Genomic DNA, 20755 nt, shown 5'->3' with positions numbered 1-20755 from the left:
TATCTACGTAAGTCGACTTGGCCGACCGGGATGGCTGCGATACCATCCGGTTCCCCAACGGACTCCGCCAGGACGACGCGATGAACCGAGTGTTGTACCCAGGTACCTTCGACCCGATTACCAAAGGCCATGGCGATCTGGTCGAACGCGCCTCTCGCCTGTTCGACCATGTGATCATCGCGGTCGCAGCCAGCCCCAAGAAAAACCCGCTGTTTCCCCTGGAACAACGTGTGGAGCTGGCGCAAGAGGTCACCAAGCACCTGCCGAATGTGGAAGTAGTGGGCTTTTCGACATTGCTGGCGCATTTCGCCAAGGAGCAGAACGCCAATGTGTTCTTGCGCGGCTTGCGGGCGGTGTCGGATTTCGAATACGAATTCCAACTGGCCAACATGAACCGCCAACTGGCGCCGGACGTGGAAAGCCTGTTCCTCACGCCGTCGGAGCGTTATTCGTTCATTTCCTCGACGTTAGTTCGTGAAATTGCTGCTTTGGGCGGAGATATCACCAAGTTCGTGCATCCTGCCGTGGCGGACGCACTGACATTGCGCTTCAAGAAGTAAGACCGCTCAATCGGTGCCTGCTCGCACTGCGGGCGCCAATGCGGCACAATTGCGCGCATTAGTTTTCAGATGCCTTGGCAGAGTGCCCTGGCAGGAGTTTCCATGTCCCTGATCATCACCGACGATTGCATCAACTGCGACGTCTGCGAACCCGAGTGCCCGAACGCCGCCATTTCCCAGGGCGAAGAGATCTACGTGATCGACCCCAACCTGTGCACCCAGTGCGTCGGCCACTACGACGAACCGCAGTGCCAGCAGGTTTGCCCGGTTGATTGCATTCCGCTGGATGAAGCGCACCCGGAGACTGAAGAGCAGTTGATGGAGAAGTACCGCAAGATTACCGGTAAGGCCTGAGTTTTTTAGTGCCTGTGAGGGCCTCATCGGGGGCAAGCCCCCTCCCACATTTTGAATGTGTTCACAAATCAAAGTGTGGGAGGGGGCTTGCCCCCGATGACAATCTCAGCCATCACAAAGCTATCAGCTCTGACACTTGGGGCAAAACACACTCGCCCGCTGCCCCAGCACCACATTGCGCAACTCGCTCCCGCAGACCTTGCACGCCTCGCCGCCACGGCCATACACGAACAGTTCCTGCTGGAAATACCCCGGCTGCCCATCACCGCCGATAAAGTCGCGCAGCGTGGTGCCGCCCCGCTCGATAGCGGCGGCCAGCACCCGTTTGATCTCAATCGCCAGCTTCAAATAGCGCCCGCGTGAAATGCCACCGGCGGCACGCCGCGGGTCAATACCCGCCGCAAACAGCGCTTCCGTCGCATAGATATTGCCCACGCCCACCACCACCGCGTTGTCCATGATGAACGGCTTCACCGCCATCGACTTGCCGCGTGACAGCTGGAACAAACGCTCGCCATCAAACAGCTCGGTCAACGGCTCCGGGCCCAGACGCAGCAGCAGCTCGTGGTTGTGCGGATCCTGGCTCCAGAGCATCGCGCCGAAACGCCGAGGGTCGGTGTAGCGCAGGGCCATCCCCGACTCCAACTCGATATCCACATGTTCATGCTTGGCCGCGGGCATACCGACCTCAACCAGACGCAGGTTGCCCGACATACCCAAGTGACTGATCAAGGTGCCCACTTCGGCATTGATCAACAGGTACTTGGCCCGCCGTTCCACCAGCACGATGCGCTGCCCGGACAGGCGCACATCCAGGTCTTCCGGGATCGGCCAGCGCAGGCGCCGCTCACGCACCACCACGCGACTGACGCGTTGGCCTTCCAGGTGCGGGGCAATGCCGCGTCGGGTGGTTTCGACTTCAGGTAACTCGGGCATGTGTACCTCTTGAATGACTGTTCAGTGCGCACCCAGTTCGCGGATCGACAACTTCAGGCTTTCGAAGTCGTAATCCGACAGGCCCACGTAATCCAGCACCAGATGGCCAATCGCGTTCCACTCATGGTCCACGGCCTGGTTACCCAGCACGCGACAGGACGAACAGATATGCTCAGCCATCTTCAAAATCGCCAGCAGGTTTTTAAGCTGCGGATTGCGCGACGTCTCATCGCTGAAAATCGCCAGGGCGTTGTGGTGATTGGCGATGGCATCGGTGACATGCTCCGGCAGGCGCCAGGACTTGGCGGTGTAGTAGCCGACCACTGCATGGTTGGTGTGGAACGCGTTGTTTTCGGTGTCGACCACGCGGCGCTCGGGGCCGGCGCTGGCATAAGCCTGCTCCAGCACTGCCATATAGTTGGGGAAACGCTTGAGCATCAGCGGCACGCCGCAATCGTGGAACAGGCCCAATGCATACGCTTCATCGACGGCCTGGGAACCAGTACGCTTGGCCAGGGTGAGACAGGTCATGGCCACATCCTGGGCGGTGTCCCAGAAGCGGTTGAGGGTGACGATGGTGTCGTCGCTCATCTCGCCCTTGATCGACAAGGCATTGATCAGGTTGATGACCGACCGGCTGCCCAGCAGGTTAACTGCACGCTGGATCGAGGCGATCTTGTTGCTCAAGCCGTAATACGACGAGTTGACGATCTTGAGCAGCGCACCAGACAAGCCCGGGTCCTGGGAGATCAACCGTGCGATCACTTCCAGGTCCGGGTCGGGCATGTACTGCTCCATCTGCAAATCCACCATGATTTGCGGTTGGGGCGGCACGCTGATGCCTTGCAGGGCCTGTTGAATCTGCTCGGCGGAAAGCTCTTGGGACATAAATACACACTCTGGACTAGGCGCGAATTCTACCCCTTATGCAGCCGTGACCGACACCCAAAAACCCAAACTGAAACCCGATCAAATGTGGGAGCTGGCTTGCCTGCGATAGCATCACCACCGTACGTCTGATACACCGCACCGCCCGCATCGCAGGCAAGCCAGCTCCCACATGAAAGAGTGCGCAAAGGGTATACTCCCGCTCTTTTTTCCGGAGCGACGTCATGTCCCTGCCAAGCCTGCGTCTCAAAGCCAACGCCGATCGTCGTTTGCGCAACGGCCACCTGTGGGTCTACAGCAACGAAATCGACGTGGCCGCCACCCCACTTCACGGCTTCCAGGCAGGCGACCAGGCTATCCTGGAAGCAGCCGGCGGCAAGACCCTGGGCATCGTGGCCATGAGCCCGAACAACCTGATCTGCGCCCGCCTGCTGTCGCGCGACATCAAGTTGCCGCTGGACAAGTCGCTGCTGGTGCACCGCCTCAACGTCGCGCTGTCCCTGCGTGATCGCCTGTTCGACAAGCCGTTCTACCGCCTGGTCTACGGTGATTCCGACCTGCTGCCGGGCCTGGTGGTTGACCGTTTCGGCGACATCCTGGTGGTGCAGATCGCTTCGGCGACCATGGAAGCGCATAAAGAAGACGTGATCGCGGCCCTCACCCAGGTGCTCAAGCCCAGCGGCATCCTGTTCAAGAATGACTCCGCCGCACGCGACGCCGAGGGCCTCAACCGCTACGTCGAAACGGTTTTCGGCCTGGTGCCGGAGTGGGTGGCGCTGGAAGAGAACGGCGTGAAATTCGAAGCCCCGGTGATCCAGGGCCAGAAAACCGGCTGGTTCTACGACCACCGCATGAACCGCGCCCGCCTGGCCCCGTATGCCAAAGGCAAGCGCGTGCTCGACCTGTACAGCTACATCGGCGGCTGGGGCGTGCAAGCTGCAGCCTTTGGCGCCAGTGAAGTGTTCTGCGTCGACGCTTCGGCCTTCGCCCTCGACGGCGTAGAGCGCAACGCCGCGCTGAACGGCTTTGCCGAGAAGATGACCTGCATCGAAGGCGACGTCTTTGAAGCGTTGAAAGAACTGAAAGCCAGCGAAGAGCGCTTCGACGTGATCGTCGCCGATCCACCGGCCTTCATCAAACGCAAAAAAGACATGAAGAATGGCGAAGGCGCCTACCGCCGCCTCAACGAGCAAGCCATGCGCCTGCTCAGCAAGGACGGCATCCTGGTCAGCGCTTCGTGCTCGATGCACCTGCCGGAAGACGATCTGCAAAACATCCTGCTGACCAGCGCCCGTCACCTGGATCGCAATATCCAGATGCTCGAACGCGGCGGCCAGGGCCCGGACCACCCGGTGCATCCGGCGATTGTCGAGACGCGGTATATCAAGAGCATTACTTGTCGCTTGCTGCCTAATAGCTGACAGCGGGATGCTCCCCGTAGGAACAGTCAACGACTGATCCTACGGGCCTTTCAGCTGTTTCCCACTGCCATTTCCATTGACTTCCCTTGCCGTCACACCGACTCTCCTCCCCCCAGCAAGGAAGGATAGAGCGGTCCGGTTGATGCCTATTAGTACAGCCACACCAAACAAGTCATATTTCATCGTACTGTTGATGACCATGACCCTGCTCGCAGTCTTCCCCCTCGACGTAGTCCTGCCATCCTTTCCCGCCCTCTCCAATCACTTTGGCCACACGCCTTCAGAAATCGCCCAGTCCGTCAGTATTTTTGCCATTGGCCTGGCCGTCTCGTTACTGCTGATAGGCCCGTTGTCTGACATGTTCGGCCGCAAAAAACTGCTGCTGGCAGGTATTGCCTTATCGGCGCTGGGTGCAGCCGGTTGTTTGCTGGCCCCGGATTTCAATTGGTTTATCGGCTCTCGCGTGGTTCAGGCCGTAGGGTGCGGGGCGTTTGCCCTGTCGCAGGCGCTTATCCAGGACTTGTTTACAGGACGGGAGCTGCAACGAATTCGAATCTGGATGACCACCGCCGGCGGAGTGTTCATCTCAAGCTCGCCACTGATGGGCACCTGGCTGCAAATTTATGGCGGATGGCAGGCGAGTTTTTACGTGTTTATCGTGTTAGCCACAGTGGTGTGGCTCTGGTCCGCACGCCTGCTGCACGACTCGCGCAGCAGCCATCGCCCTTCACCGCTACAGTTCTTCAACGGCTATTGGCTGCTGTTTTCCGACCTCCGTTTCGTCAGCTATTGGTTGATTTCCGCCCTGGCCTTTGCCTGCCATTTCTCGTTTATCGTGATGTCGCCCCTGATCTTCATGGAGCGCTTGAACCTGTCGACGTATCAATTCGCCTGGGCATTGCTGCTATATGGCACGGCCTACGTCTGCGGCGGAGTGATTGCCAGTATCCTGCATCGCAAAATGGACGCCGACCGGCAAATCAACACTGGCCTGTTGCTGATCACTGTTTCAGGTCTGGTCATGCTCTGGCTGGCCTGGCAGTTCGGCCTGTCGGCCGCCACGGTGCTGATCCCGATGTTGATCTGCACAGCCGGCACCACCATCTGTCGACCCATCGCCAACTCCAAGGCCATGAGCCTCTACCCGCAACTGGCTGGCACGGCGACCTCTGCCGGTAGCTTGCTGATTTTCATGTGCGGCGGCCTGATCAGCCTGGTGATCAACCTGGCCACCGCCAACCTGACCACCGCGCTAGCCCTGTGCTTTCTAACCCTGAGTGCCGCCGGGCTCGCCCTGAATGCGCAGATCAAGCAGCGCCCACATGTCCTGTAGCGGCTATCTTCAAGGTTACGGCCATTCCCTCCAGCCGCCAGCGGTGTAGAATCGGCCCTATTCATCGCCAGTCATCCCCCGGCGGGTTTATGAGCTCGAGGCCCAAGCAAGCGGCGATCCCGCGATGCGAGTGGCAACTTCCGGACACACGGCCATTTTTCGGGTGTTCCAGTCGTCAATTAGAAGCTCACTCCCCTTTGCACCTGATTAATAAGTGATTAGCCGCCCGGAGTGCTCCATGCCAGATTACCGCTCGAAAACATCCACCCACGGCCGCAACATGGCCGGCGCCCGCGCACTGTGGCGTGCCACGGGGATGAAGGATGACGACTTCAAGAAGCCGATCATCGCGATTGCCAACTCCTTTACCCAGTTCGTACCGGGCCATGTCCACCTCAAGGACCTGGGCCAACTGGTCGCCCGCGAGATCGAACGGGCCGGCGGCGTGGCCAAGGAATTCAACACCATTGCCGTGGACGACGGCATCGCCATGGGCCATGACGGCATGCTGTATTCCCTGCCGAGCCGCGAGATCATCGCCGACTCCGTGGAGTACATGGTCAACGCCCACTGCGCCGACGCCATCGTGTGCATCTCCAACTGCGACAAGATCACCCCCGGCATGTTGATGGCTGCCTTGCGCCTGAACATCCCGGTGATCTTCGTCTCCGGCGGCCCGATGGAAGCCGGCAAGACCAAGCTCGCGTCCCACGGACTCGACCTGGTTGACGCCATGGTGATCGCCGCCGATTCCAGCGCTTCTGACGAGAAGGTCGCGGAATACGAGCGCAGCGCCTGCCCGACCTGCGGTTCGTGCTCCGGCATGTTCACCGCCAACTCGATGAACTGCCTGGTAGAAGCCTTAGGTCTCGCCTTGCCGGGTAACGGTTCCACACTGGCCACCCACAGCGACCGCGAGCAACTGTTCCTGCAGGCCGGCCGCACCATCGTCGAGCTGTGCAAACGCTATTACACCGAGAACGATGAGTCGGTGCTGCCGCGCAACATCGCCAACTTCAAGGCGTTCGAGAACGCCATGACCCTGGACATCGCCATGGGCGGTTCCACCAATACCATCCTGCACTTGCTGGCCGCCGCCCAGGAAGCCGAGATCGACTTCGACCTGCGCGATATCGACCGCCTGTCCCGCCATGTGCCGCAACTGTGCAAGGTCGCGCCGAACATCCAGAAGTACCACATGGAAGACGTGCACCGCGCCGGCGGGATCTTCTCGATCCTCGGTTCCCTGGCCCGTGGCGGCCTGCTGCACACTGACCTGCCGACCGTGCACAGCAAGTCGATCGCCGAAGGCATCGCCAAATGGGACATCACCCAGACTGACGACGAAGCCGTGCACACCTTCTTCAAGGCCGGCCCGGCCGGCATCCCGACCCAGACCGCATTCAGCCAGTCGACCCGTTGGGACACTCTGGACGCCGACCGTGAAAACGGCTGTATCCGCAGTGTCGAGCACGCCTACTCCCAGGAAGGCGGCCTGGCCGTGCTGTACGGCAACATTGCCCTCGACGGCTGCGTAGTGAAAACCGCGGGTGTGGATGAGTCCATCCACGTCTTCGAAGGCCGCGCCAAGATCTACGAAAGCCAGGACAGCTCGGTACGCGGCATCCTCGCTGACGAAGTCAAGGAAGGCGACATCGTAATCATCCGCTACGAAGGCCCCAAAGGCGGCCCGGGTATGCAGGAGATGCTCTACCCCACGTCCTACCTGAAATCCAAAGGTCTGGGCAAAGCCTGCGCGCTGCTGACCGACGGGCGTTTCTCTGGCGGCACCTCGGGCCTGTCCATCGGCCACGCTTCCCCGGAAGCCGCTGCCGGTGGCGCGATTGGCCTGGTGCAGGATGGTGACAAGGTGCTGATCGACATTCCGAACCGCTCGATCAACCTGTTGATCAGCGATGAAGAACTGGCGGCACGCCGGGTTGAGCAGGACAAAAAGGGTTGGAAGCCGGTAGAAAAACGCCCGCGGAAAGTCACTACTGCGTTGAAGGCTTACGCATTGTTGGCCACCAGTGCCGACAAGGGTGCTGTACGTAACAAGGCAATGCTCGACGGCCTGTAAGCCCCGCGCATCAAAATGCCCCGCCAGATGCGGGGCATTTTTTTGCCTGGAGATAACCCTAGGAACAATGAAAGTCAAAATGTGGGAGGGGGCTTGCCCCGATGACGGTATTTCAGTTAGTCAATTTGTAGCTGACTCACCGCTATCGGGGGCAAGCCCCCTCCCACATTTTTGACCGCATTCAGTCTGTTATTGAATGTCCTCGGGCTTAACGATCACCCAGTTCTTGTCCGCAGTCACCGGCAGCCCTTCCTTGGCCTGCGCCGCCGCGTGCTTGGCGATCATGCCGTTAAGCTGGGTCATGTATTTGTCTTTACGGTTGATCCACAAATGGATGCCACCCTTGGCCACATCCACATCGTGGAACAGCATGTAACCATCGCTGGTCGGGGTATCACCGCCGACGATCACCGGCTTTTTCCACTCGTCGATGTAGGTGAGGATCGCCGCGTGCTTGCCGGCCATCCAGGTCGCCGGGGTCCACAGATAGGGCGTCAGCTCCAGGCCGAGGTTGGCCTTCTCGTCATATTTACCCGCGGTGATCTGCTTGCGTGCGGTGGTCAACTCGCCGGTCTTGCGGTCCTTGAGCATCGTGGTCACGCCGATGACGTTCTCGGGCTTTACGTTGTAGCCGTACTTCGGATCGGCCGCGACCATGCGCACCAGTTCCTCGGACGCGGCGGTCATCACATACACCTCGATGCCGTTTTCCATCAGTTTGTTGTAGAGCTCGGCCTGGCCAGTGAAGACTTTCGGTGGCTGTATCTCGGTTTTTTTCACCACGTCGCCTTCAAAATAGCTGACGGGTACGGGCTTGCCGGAGGCCATCAGCTCGTCGACCTGCACCTTGAGTTCCTTGAGGGTGAAGCCGGAAAAAATCTGCGCAACCCAAGGGTAGCAGACCATGTCGTCGACTTCGCACAGGCGGTAGTAGTAGCTGAACAGACTTTCCTTATGGTCGGCGGTGTCTTTGAAGGGGATAAGCTTGAGCGATGGGTCCATGGTTTCGCGGGTGATCAGGCCCTTGTTTTCCATGTACGGCAGCAGCGACTCTTCAAGGTCGTAGCGGTAGCTGGTGTTGTCCATGTCGAACACCGCATAGTTACCCTTGTTGGCGTTGGCGGCGATCATTTCGTTGAGTTGCTTGGCGGCCGGTGCCGGCCAATGTTTCAACTCGGTGGCGGCAAACGCCTGGCTGGCGAGTCCGAGGCAAAAGGCTGCGGATAAGAGTAGTTTCGGCGCGAGCTTCATAGGCGTTGTCTCCCTCAAGTGAAAGACATCGACGCTAACAAATCGGTATGACAGTTAGCGTCCGGGCACGACCGCTGACGTCGTGATTGCGCCAAGGGCATACGCCTGAGCGCCAAGCGCTTATTCCAAAAACGACAGTCACCATTCCATATTGGTATTAAATCAATATATTTCAAGCTGTTAGGCTTCCCGGTTCGCAATCGCAGGCTCACGCGATTGGCTGCCTTCTCAACGGAGCTTCAATGAATCTGCCCCTGATTCTCAATTTATTGGTGTTCGTGGCCCTCTTGCTGGGCCTGGCACAAACCCGTCGGACTAACTGGAGCCTGGCCAAGAAGGTCCTGTTCGCTTTGGTTCTGGGCGTGCTGTTCGGTGCGGCCTTGCACACCATCTATGGCGACGGCAATCCAGTGCTCAAAGCCTCCATCGGCTGGTTTGATCTGGTCGGCAATGGCTATGTGCAGTTGCTGCAAATGATCGTGATCCCGCTGGTGTTCGCTTCGATCCTCAGTGCCGTGGCGCGCCTGCATAACGCCTCGTCCCTGGGCAAGATCAGCTTCCTGACCATCGGCACGCTGTTGTTTACCACGGCCATCGCGGCGCTGATCGGCATCGGCCTGACCAACCTGTTCGGCCTCACCGCCGAGGGCCTGGTGGCCGGCACCCAGGAAATGGCGCGCCTGCAAGTGATCCAGAGTGATTACGCAGGCAAGGTCGCCGACCTGAATATCCCGCAGTTGCTGCTGTCGTTCGTGCCGGCCAACCCGTTCGCCGACCTGGCCCGGGCCAAGCCGACGTCGATCATCAGCGTGGTGATTTTTGCCGCGTTCCTCGGGGTAGCCGCGCTGCAACTGCTCAAGGATGATGTGGAAAAGGGCCAGAAGGTCATCAACGCCATCGACACCCTGCAAGCCTGGGTGATGCGCCTGGTGCGCCTGGTGATGAAGCTGACCCCGTACGGCGTGTTGGCGCTGATGACCAAGGTGGTCGCCGGTTCCAACCTGCAAGACATCATCAAGCTGGGCAGTTTCGTGGTGGTGTCGTACCTGGCCCTGGGCCTGATGTTTGTGGTGCACGGCCTGCTGCTGTCGTTGGCCGGGATCAACCCGCTGCGCTTTTTCCGCAAGGTGTGGCCGGTACTGACCTTTGCCTTCACCAGCCGCTCCAGCGCCGCCTCGATCCCCTTGAGTATTGAAGCGCAGACCCGCCGCCTGGGTATCCCCCAGTCGATCGCCGGTTTCGCCGCTTCGTTTGGCGCGACCATCGGCCAGAACGGTTGCGCCGGTCTTTACCCGGCGATGTTGGCGGTGATGGTCGCACCGACCGTAGGCATCAACCCGTTGGATCCACTGTGGATCGCGACCCTGGTGGCGATTGTGACCTTGAGTTCGGCGGGCGTCGCCGGTGTGGGCGGTGGTGCGACCTTTGCCGCGCTGATCGTACTGCCGGCCATGGGCTTGCCGGTGTCACTGGTGGCGTTGCTGATTTCGGTGGAACCACTGATCGACATGGGCCGTACAGCGTTGAACGTGAATGGTTCGATGACGGCGGGGGCGATTACCAGCCAGATCATGGGGCAGACGGATAAAGCGTTGCTGGATGCCGATGAGCATGCCGAGTTAGCGCAGGTCTGATAGACCGCTATCGCAGGCAAGCCAGCTCCCACATTTGAATGTATTCACACATCAAAATGTGGGAGCTGGCTTGCCTGCGATGCTTTTAGGCTTTTTCCCACACTTCGAAGTTGTAGGCCGGTTTATCACCTTCGGCCGGATTCTCGACATTCGACACCAGCTTCCACTGGTTCCTATCAAACTCTGGAAACCACGCATCCCCTTCCGGGCTCAGCGCCACCCGCGTCAGGTACAGGCGATCGGCCTGCTGCAGTCCCTGCGCATACAACTGCGCACCGCCGATCAACATCAGCTCGTCCACGCCTTGGGCCTTGGCCCACTCCTCGGCACGCTCCACCGCTGCTTCCAATGACGGAAAAACTTGCGCACCTTCAAGCGTCAGATCGGTCTGACGGCTGACCACTATGTTCAAGCGCCCTGGCAGCGGTCGACCCAGGGAATCCCAGGTCTTGCGCCCCATGATGATCGGCTTGCCGAGCGTGGTGGCCTTGAAATACTTGAAATCCCCCGGCAAATGCCAGGGCATGCTGTTGTCGACGCCGATCACGCGGTTTTCACCGAGGGCTGCGATCAGGCTTAAAGGGAGAGTTTTTTTCATGGCGACGAGAATACCAGAGCCGCGAGTCAGCGGTTATGCTCCACCTTCACTGAAACAACAGGATGGCGCGTGACTGCACTGACTCCTCTGCACACACTCTGGCTGACAGAAGCCGTGCGCCTGCGTGAAGAACACGCCGGCCCCCTGGAAGACCTGGAAGCCAACCGCCTGGCCCGCACGGCCGGGGGCGACCTGTCGACGCGTATTACCCAACGCGCCTTGCACCTGGCCGAGCGCGATGGCCTGACCGGTGCCCTCACACGCTGGCTGCAAGGCGCGCGCCTGGCGCTTATATTACTGGCGGTCGTGGCCGTGATCAGTGGCGCCGGCCTGGCATTCGCTGCGCTGGGCAATGGCCTGACGCCGGTGAACGTGTTCTGGGCCCTGGGCAGCCTGCTCGGGTTGAACCTGATCCTGCTGGTCAGTTGGGCCCTGGGGCTGCTGTTTGCTGGCGAACACAGCGCCAGCCTTGGGCGCCTGTGGTTATGGCTCAGCGAGAAACTGGCGCGTGACGCCAAAGCCGCACAATTGGCGCCAGCGTTGCTGCTGTTGTTGCAACGGCAAAAACTCAATCGCTGGGCGGTGGGTGTGTTGGTCAACAGCCTGTGGCTGCTGGCGTTGCTCAGCGCCATGGTGATCCTGCTGACCCTGCTCGCCACCCGTCGTTACGGCTTTGTGTGGGAAACCACCATTCTCGGCGCCGACACGTTTGTCGCCGTGACCCAGGCCCTCGGCAGCCTGCCCGCTTTGCTGGGTTTCAATGTGCCAACCGTCGACATGATCCGCGCCAGCGGTGATTCAGCCCTGAATATCGAAAACGCCCGCCAAGCCTGGGCCGCCTGGCTGGTGGGCGTGTTGCTGGTCTACGGCCTGCTGCCCCGATTGATCCTCGCCCTGTTCTGCCTGTGGCGCTGGAAAATCGGGCGTGCGGCGTTGCGCCTGGACCTCAACCTGCAAGGCTACGCCCAACTGCGCGAACGCCTGATGCCTAGCAGCGAACGGCTTGGGGTCAACGATGCCGCGCCCGAACAGCTGCACCACGTCAGCGGCGGCGTCAGCGAGATGGACAGCGACGGCGCCTTGCTGGTGGCCATCGAACTCGACGATCACTACCCGTGGCCACCCAAACTGCCCAGCAACGTTAAAAACGCCGGCATCCTCGACAGCCGTGAATCGCGGAACAAGCTGCTGGAACAACTCAGCCGTTTCCCGCCCGCACGTCTGGTCATCGTCTGCGACCCGCGCCGCTCGCCGGACCGTGGCAGCCTGGCGTTGATCGCCGAACTGGCGCGCAGCGCCACCGCCACCCGTGTATGGCTGCTGCAAGCGCCGCCCGGCCAGGCGCTGGACGCCGAACGCCTGGGTGACTGGCACACCGCACTGCAACAACTTGAGCTGCCGTTTGCCGATTGCGCACCGCTGAACTGGCTGGAGACCGGGCATGACTAAACCGCTGAAACTCGCCGTGGTCGGCCATACCAATGTCGGCAAGACCTCACTGCTGCGCACCCTCACCCGTGACGTGGGCTTCGGCGAAGTCTCCCATCGCCCCAGCACCACGCGGCATGTCGAAGGCGCGCGCTTGTCGGTGGATGGCGAAGCCTTGCTGGAGCTGTACGACACGCCCGGCCTGGAAGACGCCATCGCCCTGCTCGACTATCTGGAGCGCCTGGATCGCCCCGGTGAACGCCTGGACGGTCCCGCTCGCCTGGCGCGTTTTCTGGAGGGCAGCGAAGCGCGCCAGCGTTTCGAACAGGAAGCCAAGGTGTTGCGCCAATTGCTGGCCTCGGACGCCGGCCTGTATGTGATCGACGCCCGCGAGCCGGTGCTGGCCAAGTACCGCGATGAGCTGCAAGTGCTGGCCAGTTGCGGCAAACCCTTGTTGCCGGTGCTCAACTTCGTCACCAGCAGCGACCAGCGCGAGCCGGACTGGCGCGAAGCCCTGGCCCGCCTCGGCCTGCACGCGCTGGTGCGCTTCGACAGCGTGGCGCCGCCGGAAGACGGTGAACGTCGCCTGTATGAAAGCCTGGCCCTGCTGCTGGAAAACTCCCGCCCGCAGTTGGAACGCCTGATCCTCGATCAAGAGGCCCAACGCCAGGCCCGCCAGCAAAGCGCCGCACGCTTGATCGCCGAACTGCTGATCGACTGCGCGGCCTGCCGTCGCAGCGTCGTCACCGAAGATGAACAGCAAGCCATCGGCGATCTGCGCAAAGCGGTGCGCCAACGGGAACAAAAGTGCGTTGAAGCCCTGCTCAAACTGTTCGGCTTTCGCCCACAGGATGCCGCCGCCAGTGATCTACCGTTGCTTGACGGTCGCTGGGGCGATGACTTGTTCAACCCCGAAACCCTCAAGCAACTTGGCGTACGGGTCGGTGGCGGAATCGCCGCCGGTGCCGCTGCCGGTGCTGGCGTGGACCTCCTGGTCGGCGGCCTGACCCTTGGCGCTGCGGCACTGGCCGGCGCTATCGCCGGTGGCGCCCTGCAAACCGCACGCAGCTACGGCAGCCGCCTGCTGGGCAAGATCAAAGGCCAACGCGAGCTGACCGTCGACGACAGCGTGCTGCGCCTGCTCGCCTTGCGCCAACGTCAGTTGCTCAAGGCCCTTAGTTTGCGCGGGCATGCGGCGATGCATAGCATCAAGGTCGACACGCCCCAGGACAAAACCTGGCGCGAGGGCAAGCTGCCCGACGCGCTGCACAAGGCCCGCGCCTATCCGCAATGGTCATCCCTCAACCCCCACGCCAAGCTGAGCCAGGCCGAGCGTCAGGAACAGGTCGAAACATTGGCTGAACAGCTCAACGAAGCGTGACGCGCTTAAAGCGCTCACCAATTCAACCCCAGGAACGCCTTGCATAGCGAGCGAACCAGTTCTTTATCAGCGTTTTCAGCTACCCCGTTGCGGTCGATATCACTATTGGTGGTAGCGGTTTCCAACACGCTGTCGCTGTCGACGTCATAGTCCATGGTTCTGGAGACCAGTAATGTTTTCCCCTCGGACACCTTGCTCTCACGGAACTCCAGCCTCACCGAATCCGGCCGTCCCGCGTCGCTGAAATCATCCACATAGATGACGAGCGCACACTGCCAATGGCTTGCCGGGTTAAACCAATTGAGTTTCACGAAGCTGTCGGCGAAAGTCGCGATCCGGCGCTTATCCAGGTCCAGCGAACCGGGTTTACTATGCCCTCCCCATTTTGCATTCGAGGTCATTTCCTGTCCGACGATATCGTGGATCAGCTCATCGGGACGACCCGGCCGTTGCTGATAGAAATGCAAAATGACCGTATCGGCATGACCGTTGCCTTGCAGGTCTTGGGCGATGGCTTTCAAATAGTGCATCAGTGTTGCTCTCTTAATGGGTGAAGCAAGCACCTTAGTGAGGTAACAACAAGGGCTCCAGGTGGCGTATCGGCTTATTGTGTAAGGCCCATCTTCGCTGCCAGTAGCCTCGCCGCCTTGGCCTTGAGTACATCAAGGTCGAGCACCGGGCTCATCACGTCTCTCCCCACAAGGTACTGATATTTCGCTCGGCCATCGCCGGCCCCACGCTCATGCCCACGCCGGTGTGCATCAACGCAGCGCTGACACCGGATGCTGCCTGCACAAACGAGAACGGCCCGGGCCCGCGAGCGCCGTAGACGCCTTGCCAGCGTTCGACCACCTGGATTTTGCAGCCCAGGGTCTGTTCGGCCAGCTCGATCATCCAGTCATCTACCTGCTCGGCATTGAAGGGCGACGGGTCGCTGTCGTAATGGTGGGAGTCACCGATGATCAGTTCGCCATGGGGTGTAGGGCTGATCAACAGGTGAATGCCGTGTTCCTGCAGATGCGGCGTTTCGCGCAGGATCTGCGCCTGCACTGCGGCAGCCTCCGGCAGGTCGGCGAAGGCGCCGTAGTGCACGCAGCTCAGGCCGGTGAGCAGGGCGTGTTGCAGGTTCAGGTTGACCACCGGCCGGGCGCGCAGCATTTGCAGGCGGCAGGTTTGCGGGTTGAGCGGGGCGATGGATTCGGCCAACAGGGTCTGATAGTCGTGGCCGGAGCAGACGATGATCTGCTCGCCGCGAAAGCTGCCGGCCGTGCTGTGCAATTGGCCCGGTTCGACGTCGCGTACCAGCGTGGAGAAATGAAACTCCACGTTCAGGTGCTGGCTCAGGTAATGGATCAGCGCCGGGATCGCCTCGCGGGAATACAGTTGCTGATCGTCCTTGCCGTGCAGCGCCGCGCGGTGGTGGCGGAACTGGCCGGCATACAGGTCCTTCATCGCAGCGCCTTGCAGCAGCTCGACGTTGTAGCCGTGTTCGCGGGCACGCCCGGCGCAGAAGGCTTCGAGCAGATGTTCTTCAGCTTCCGTGCGGGCAAACAGGTAAGAACCATTGCGCTTGAGCGCAAGGCCCGCCGTTTGCGCCCATTGGCCCCAGATCTCGCGGCTCTGGCGGGCCAGGTCCAGCATCGGCCCCGGCGGCTGGCCGGTGACCAGGGCTTGGCCGAAGTTACGCACAGAAGCGCCCAATGGCGTGGCGCTGCGCTCGAACACCTTGACCTTGAGGCCGCGCTTGGCGGCGGCATAAGCGTGGGACAGGCCGAGGATGCCGGCGCCGATGATCAGCAGGTCGCTGTGGTGTGTCATGGAGTGATGTCCTGAATTCGAAGCCACTATCGCAGGCAAGCCAGCTCCCAAATTTTGATGTGTGAATACCTTCAAATGTGGGAGCTGGCTTGCCTGCGAAGGGGCCATAAGCCCTAACGAAAACCTTACTGACCCGCCACCTTCTCCGACTTACCGTCATAGCGCTTGCGCCATTCAGTCAGGATGCTGTCGCGGTTTTTCGAGGCCCAGGCAAAGTCGTTCTTGATCAGGCGCTGCTCGTAGTCGGCCGGCAATTCGGTCTGCGGCTTGGCGATACCCGGCTGAGCGAGGATGGCGAAGTTAGCCTTGTACAGCTCCATCGCCGCTGGGCTGGCGGAAAAGTCAGCGAGTTTTTTTGCCGCATCGGCGTGTGCGCTGCCCTTGACTACGGCGGTGGCTTCGATCTCCCAGCCCAGGCCCTCTTTCGGCAGGATGATCTCCAGCGGCGCACCCTGGCGTTTGAGCTGAACCGCCGGGTATTCAAAGGAAATACCAATCGGGAACTCACCGGACGCCGCCAACTTGCACGGCTTGGAGCCGGAGTGAACGTACTGGCCGATGTTCTGGTGCAGGTCGTCCATGTACTGCCAGCCCTGCTTCTCGCCGAAGGTCTGCAACCAGGCGCTGACATCCAGGAAGCCGGTGCCGGAGGACGCCGGGTTAGGCATGACGATCTTGCCCTTGTACTCAGGCTTGGTCAGGTCCTGCCAGCTCACCGGTTTGGTCAGGCCCTGCTTTTCGGCTTCGATGGTGTTGAAGCAGATGGTCGCAGCCCACACGTCCATGCCCACCCAGGCGGGCGGGTTGGCGGCGTCTCGGTAGTTTTTGCCGATCTTGTCCAAATCCTTGGGCGCGTAGTTGTCCAACATGCCTTGCTGATCGAGGATCGCCAGGCTGGAGGCGGCCAGGCCCCACACCACGTCAGCCTGCGGGCGGTCTTTTTCAGCCAGCAGCTTGGCGGTGATAATGCCGGTGGAATCGCGTACCCACTTGATCTCGATGTCGGGGTTGGCCTGCTCGAAGGCTTTTTTGTAGGTCTTCAATTGCTCGGCTTCGAGGGCCGTGTACACGGTCAACTCGGTCTTGGCGAAGGCATTCAGGCTGAATGCCGTGAGTACCGCAGCGACCAGCGCCAGGGGCTTGAACATGGAGCACCTCCTTCAGGGATGTTTTATTGGCCGGGCGCGGTCTGGCGCCAGGCTTGGGAGCGACGCAGCGCGCCACGTGAGGCCCACGCCAGCAACAGCGAGACGCCGACTGAGGTGAACAGGATCAGGGTCGACATGGCCGCCGCGCCGCCCACGTTGCCGGCGTCGTCCATGTTCAGCACGGCGACGGCGGCGAGGATGGTGTCGGGGCTGTAGAGAAAGATCGCGGCGGACACGGTGGTCATCGCCGACACAAACAGGTAGCGCAGGATATCCAGCAGCGCCGGCAGGCAGATCGGCACCGTGACGCGCCAATAGTGGCGGTACAACGGCGCCTTGAGCGACAACGCCGCCGCTTCGAACTCGGCGTCCAGCTGGCGCAGGGCGGTGGTCGCGGTCATCTGCGCGGTGGTCAGGTAGTGCGCAATGGTGCACACCACCAGCAACGCCATGCTCCCGTAGAACACGTGCAGCGGGTTGCCGTTGAGGTTGAAAAAGAACACGTAGCCCAAGCCGAGCACCAGCCCCGGCACCGCCATCGGTACGAAGCTGAGCATGCGCAGCGCCAGGTTCAGGCCCTTCTGGCCCTTGGTCTTCTCCATCAGGTACGCACCGGTGAAGATCAACACACTGCCGATCAACGCCGTGCACAGCGCCATGGTCAGGCTGTTGCGGTAGGCCAGCCAGCCGCCGCCGGCAGTGTCTTCGAACTGATAGTGGTTGAGCGATAGCGACAGGTTGTACGGCCAGAACTTCACCAGCGACGAATACACCGCCATGCCGAACACCAGCAACAACACTGCGCAAATCAGCAACACGATGGCCAGGTAGCAACCGTCGCGCAGCCGCGATGGCGCAGGCAGAAACACCTGGGCGCGACCGCTCATCGAGTCGCCATGCCGACGGCGCAACCAGGCATCCACGCCAAAGCTGAACAGTGCCGGTAGCAGCAACACCATGCCGATCAACGCGCCGCGCCCGAACTGTTGCTGACCGACCACCGCCTTGTAGGCTTCCAGCGCCAACACCTGGTAATCACCGCCCACCACCACCGGCACACCGAAGTCGGTGATGGTCAGGGTAAACACCAGGCAGAACGCGGCGAACACCGCCTGGCGCGTGGCCGGCCAGGTGATGCTGCGAAACGCCCGGGCCGGGCTGGCGCCCATGCTCGACGCCGCATCGAACAAGCGTGCATCCGCCAGGGACAGCGCCGAGAGCAAGATCATCAAGGCATGGGGAAAGGTGTAGATCACTTCACCGAGCACAATGCCCCAGAAGCCGTAGATATTGTCCGAGAGCAAACCGCGCAACATGCCCTGGTTGCCGAACAGATAGACCAGGGCAATGCCCGGCAGCATCGACGGCGCCATCAAGGGCAGCAATGACAAACCGCGCCAGACGGTCTTGCCAGGAATCAACGTGCGTTGCAGGGCGTAGGCAAACAGGTAAGCCAGCGGTACGACGATGGCCGCCACACTGAGGGAAACTTTCAGGCTATTTCCCAGCAACCAGTGGAAGTTGGCGCTGGTCAACAGTTCCCGCGCTGCCACCAGGCCACCGCCCTGCCCGGCTTCGCTGCTGAAGCCGCGCCAGAAGATCGCCAGCAACGGCAGCAGGACCGCCACCACCAACAGGCCGAGCCAGAGCCATTTGCCGCCGACCACAAAGAGGCGGTCGCCCCACTCGGCGCGGGACACCTGACGCGGTACCGGCAATGTCATGACGGCGGCCATCTCAGGCAAACACCTGCAGGCTGCGCGGCGGCAAGGCCACCCAGATGTCCTGGGCGCCCAGGCGCGGCATGGCTTCGGGTGCCAGTTCGGCCAGCAACGGATGGCCCGGCAACTGTTCCAGCTCAAAGCTCATGCGGCAGCGGTTGCCGAGGAAAGTAATTTCGCGAACCTTGGCCGGGAACAGGTTCTCTTCATGCACCGTCGGGTTGACGCTGATCGCTTCCGGGCGACAGAACAGGCGGCCGGACCGGGCCACACCGGCATCGTCGGCCAGGCGCATATTCATTCCGCCGACCTGGGCATGGCTGGCGCTGCTACGGCTGAACGGCAACCAGTTGCCCTGGCCGACAAACTCGGCCACGAACGGCGTGGCCGGGCGGTCGTAGATCTCCTGGGGCGTGGCGTACTGCTCAACCTTACCGTTATTCATCACGGCAATGCGGTCGGCCATCAACATGGCTTCGTCCTGGTTGTGGGTCACCATCAAGGTGGTAATACCCAGGCGCCGCTGCAATTGGCGCAGCTCGGTGCACAAATGCTCGCGCACACGGGCGTCGAGGGCCGACATCGGTTCATCCAGCAGCAACAGCGAAGGAGCCGGCGCCAATGCCCGGGCCAGGGCCACCCGTTGCTGCTGGCCGCCGGAGAGTTGACCGGGGTATTTCTTTTCGCTGCCGACCAGGCCGACGAGTTCAAGCATCTGCCCGACGCGCTTGCGCACTTCATCGCGGCCGCTGCCTGTGAGGCCGTAGCCAATGTTTGCTTCAACCGTGAGATTGGGGAACAACGCGTAGGACTGAAACAGGATGCCGTAGTCTCGCGCCTGGGGCGGCAGCAGGGAAACGTCCCGCTCGCCCAGGTAAAGCTCACCGCTGTCCTGACGCTCCAGGCCGGCGATGCAGCGCAACAACGTGGTCTTGCCGCAACCGGACGGGCCCAGCAGGCACACCAGCTCGCCGGCGGCGACGTCCAGGGACACGTTGTCCAGCGCGGTGAAAGCGCCAAAGCGTTTCTGGATCCCGCGCACCTTCATGGGCGCGCCGGGTTGGGTCAGGGCTGTGTTCATGCAAGGCACCTCATCGAACGGATGAAGGCCATGCTAGGGAGGCAATGCGTAGTTGGTGTGGCAGAAAGGCAAAACGGGGTGATAGTGGTATTGGTGGATTTGTGTAGGACTCATGGAGATGAGTTGCCTGGCCTACCGCAATCGGGAGCAAGCCCCCTCCCACAGTTGACCGGGTTCCAACATGAGAATGCGGTCAAAATGTGGGAGGGGGCTTGCTCCCGATTGGCCCTCAAGCCAGCCGCAGAACTTAAATTGGCGACATTTCCTGAGCCAGGCCAAGGAATGCCGCCGGCAGCCGTGCACCTTTACGCTCTTTGAGGCAATACAGATACTCCGGAATCTGCGGCGCATTCTCGATGGTCAGCACACGCAATTGCGGATCATGGGGCACTTCCTGGCGAGCGATGATGCTGATGCCGATATTGCGCAGCACCGCCTCGCGAATCGACTCACGGCTGCCAATCTCCAGCAACGGCCCATACCCCACGCCGCCGCTTTTCAACAGTTCTTCGGTCAGCCTGCGGGTGGTGGAGCCGGCTTCACGCATCAACAGCGTGTGCCCGGCCAGCGCGCTCAACGACACATGCTCAAGCTTGGCCAACGGGTGATTGCGATGTACCGCCAGCACCAGCGGGTCGGTGCCCAGCACGCGGCGGATCAGGCGCGGGTCGTCCAGCAATTGCGAAGAGGCCGCAACGTCGACGCGGTAATCATCCAACGCTTCGAGCACCTGCTGGGAGTTGCCGATTTCCACCGACACTTCCACGTGCGGCAGGCGTTCACGAAAGGCCTTGACCAGGTCGAGAATGTAATACGGCGCCGTCGCGGCAATCCGCAGCGCGCCCTGGACCTGACCATTGTTGCGCAGGAAAAACTCGATATCCGCTTCCTGCTGCAACAGCGTCTTGACCATCGGCAACAGCCGCGCACCTTCGTCGCTGACCGTCAGGCGACGGCCGCCGCGATAGAACAGCTCAACGCCGTATTGGCTTTCCAGATTGCGAATCTGGGTGGTCACCGTGGGCTGGCTCAGGCCGAGTTTTTTCGCCGCCTGGGTGATACTGCCCAGGCGGGCGACCATGAAAAACGCCTTTAACTCAGCACTCAGCACACCACCCTCTCA

18 protein-coding genes are annotated in these 20755 nt (G+C 61.1%); 8 read left to right on the top strand and 10 right to left on the bottom strand.

The genetic code is table 11. The annotated features are described in order from the left end of the window. The first annotated feature begins 80 nt into the window (after positions 1-80). Together coaD and E4P01_RS05925 are read left to right on the top strand one after the other, a co-directional pair. A complete protein-coding gene (gene coaD / locus E4P01_RS05930; protein WP_003195136.1) occupies positions 81-560 on the top strand; it encodes a pantetheine-phosphate adenylyltransferase in 480 nt (159 codons plus the stop codon). Between the two features lie 102 nt (positions 561-662). Further along, positions 663-914 (top strand): YfhL family 4Fe-4S dicluster ferredoxin, encoded by a 252-nt coding sequence (locus tag E4P01_RS05925; protein WP_003195146.1) that lies wholly within the window; start codon positions 663-665, stop codon positions 912-914. A gap of 123 nt (positions 915-1037) precedes the next feature. Here E4P01_RS05925 and mutM read toward each other — a convergent pair whose 3' ends face one another. Together mutM and E4P01_RS05915 are read right to left on the bottom strand one after the other, a co-directional pair. Further along, positions 1038-1850 (bottom strand): bifunctional DNA-formamidopyrimidine glycosylase/DNA-(apurinic or apyrimidinic site) lyase, encoded by an 813-nt coding sequence (gene mutM, locus E4P01_RS05920; protein ID WP_005792299.1) that lies wholly within the window; start codon positions 1848-1850, stop codon positions 1038-1040. A 21-nt stretch (positions 1851-1871) separates the two neighbouring features. Further along, the gene (locus E4P01_RS05915; RefSeq protein WP_216092206.1) at positions 1872-2684 is read right to left on the bottom strand and encodes an HDOD domain-containing protein; all 813 of its coding nucleotides are present in this window, start codon (positions 2682-2684) and stop codon (positions 1872-1874) included. 278 nt (positions 2685-2962) lie between these two features. Here E4P01_RS05915 and E4P01_RS05910 point away from each other — a divergent pair, with 278 nt between their 5' ends. From E4P01_RS05910 to ilvD, 3 genes are all read left to right on the top strand, one after another. Next, positions 2963-4159 carry a class I SAM-dependent rRNA methyltransferase gene (locus E4P01_RS05910; protein WP_005792302.1) on the top strand — a complete coding sequence of 399 codons (1197 nt, stop codon included), beginning with the start codon at positions 2963-2965 and terminating at the stop codon, positions 4157-4159. A 142-nt stretch (positions 4160-4301) separates the two neighbouring features. Then, positions 4302-5492 (top strand): MFS transporter, encoded by a 1191-nt coding sequence (locus E4P01_RS05905; protein WP_216090439.1) that lies wholly within the window; start codon positions 4302-4304, stop codon positions 5490-5492. A 238-nt stretch (positions 5493-5730) separates the two neighbouring features. Continuing rightward, the gene (ilvD, locus tag E4P01_RS05900) at positions 5731-7572 is read left to right on the top strand and encodes a dihydroxy-acid dehydratase (protein ID WP_005792304.1); all 1842 of its coding nucleotides are present in this window, start codon (positions 5731-5733) and stop codon (positions 7570-7572) included. Between the two features lie 189 nt (positions 7573-7761). Here the strand turns inward: ilvD and E4P01_RS05895 are convergent, their stop codons facing one another. Beyond that, positions 7762-8823 carry a hypothetical protein gene (locus E4P01_RS05895; protein WP_032878898.1) on the bottom strand — a complete coding sequence of 354 codons (1062 nt, stop codon included), beginning with the start codon at positions 8821-8823 and terminating at the stop codon, positions 7762-7764. A 242-nt stretch (positions 8824-9065) separates the two neighbouring features. Here E4P01_RS05895 and E4P01_RS05890 point away from each other — a divergent pair, with 242 nt between their 5' ends. Then, positions 9066-10457 (top strand): L-cystine transporter, encoded by a 1392-nt coding sequence (locus E4P01_RS05890; protein WP_216090440.1) that lies wholly within the window; start codon positions 9066-9068, stop codon positions 10455-10457. A gap of 85 nt (positions 10458-10542) precedes the next feature. Here the strand turns inward: E4P01_RS05890 and E4P01_RS05885 are convergent, their stop codons facing one another. Further along, a complete protein-coding gene (locus tag E4P01_RS05885; protein WP_005792310.1) occupies positions 10543-11055 on the bottom strand; it encodes a dihydrofolate reductase in 513 nt (170 codons plus the stop codon). A gap of 69 nt (positions 11056-11124) precedes the next feature. Between E4P01_RS05885 and E4P01_RS05880 the strand changes: the two genes are divergently transcribed. Together E4P01_RS05880 and E4P01_RS05875 are read left to right on the top strand one after the other, a co-directional pair. Continuing rightward, positions 11125-12504: a DUF2868 domain-containing protein gene (locus tag E4P01_RS05880; RefSeq protein ID WP_148853838.1), complete on the top strand. Its 1380-nt coding sequence runs from the start codon at positions 11125-11127 to the stop codon at positions 12502-12504. Beyond that, complete coding sequence (locus E4P01_RS05875) at positions 12497-13864, top strand: DUF3482 domain-containing protein (RefSeq protein WP_032878894.1); 1368 nt, start codon at positions 12497-12499, stop codon at positions 13862-13864. Before E4P01_RS05880 ends, E4P01_RS05875 begins: the two co-directional genes overlap by 8 nt. Before the next feature lie 14 nt (positions 13865-13878). On the opposite strand, the gene E4P01_RS05870 is transcribed toward E4P01_RS05875, so the two are convergent. The 6 genes from E4P01_RS05870 to E4P01_RS05845 form a co-directional block, all read right to left on the bottom strand. Then, a complete protein-coding gene (locus tag E4P01_RS05870; RefSeq protein WP_032878892.1) occupies positions 13879-14394 on the bottom strand; it encodes a hypothetical protein in 516 nt (171 codons plus the stop codon). A gap of 154 nt (positions 14395-14548) precedes the next feature. Further along, positions 14549-15682, bottom strand: coding sequence for a TIGR03364 family FAD-dependent oxidoreductase (locus tag E4P01_RS05865; protein WP_216090441.1), 1134 nt, complete (start codon positions 15680-15682; stop codon positions 14549-14551). Positions 15683-15807: 125 nt separating this feature from the next. Then, positions 15808-16830, bottom strand: coding sequence for a putative 2-aminoethylphosphonate ABC transporter substrate-binding protein (locus E4P01_RS05860; protein WP_078822572.1), 1023 nt, complete (start codon positions 16828-16830; stop codon positions 15808-15810). A gap of 23 nt (positions 16831-16853) precedes the next feature. After that, a complete protein-coding gene (locus E4P01_RS05855; RefSeq protein ID WP_032878889.1) occupies positions 16854-18566 on the bottom strand; it encodes a putative 2-aminoethylphosphonate ABC transporter permease subunit in 1713 nt (570 codons plus the stop codon). A 1-nt stretch (position 18567) separates the two neighbouring features. Continuing rightward, entirely contained in the window at positions 18568-19632 is a 1065-nt protein-coding gene (locus E4P01_RS05850; RefSeq protein WP_078822573.1) for a putative 2-aminoethylphosphonate ABC transporter ATP-binding protein, read from the bottom strand. A gap of 247 nt (positions 19633-19879) precedes the next feature. Next, a complete protein-coding gene (locus E4P01_RS05845; protein ID WP_005792324.1) occupies positions 19880-20743 on the bottom strand; it encodes a LysR family transcriptional regulator in 864 nt (287 codons plus the stop codon). Positions 20744-20755: the final 12 nt, after the last annotated feature.

The organism is Pseudomonas sp. NCIMB 10586, assembly GCF_023127895.1.
Lineage (GTDB): Bacteria > Pseudomonadota > Gammaproteobacteria > Pseudomonadales > Pseudomonadaceae > Aquipseudomonas > Aquipseudomonas synxantha_A.
The sequence above is the reverse complement of the archived record's forward strand: the minus strand, read 5'-3'. Positions and strand labels throughout refer to the sequence as shown.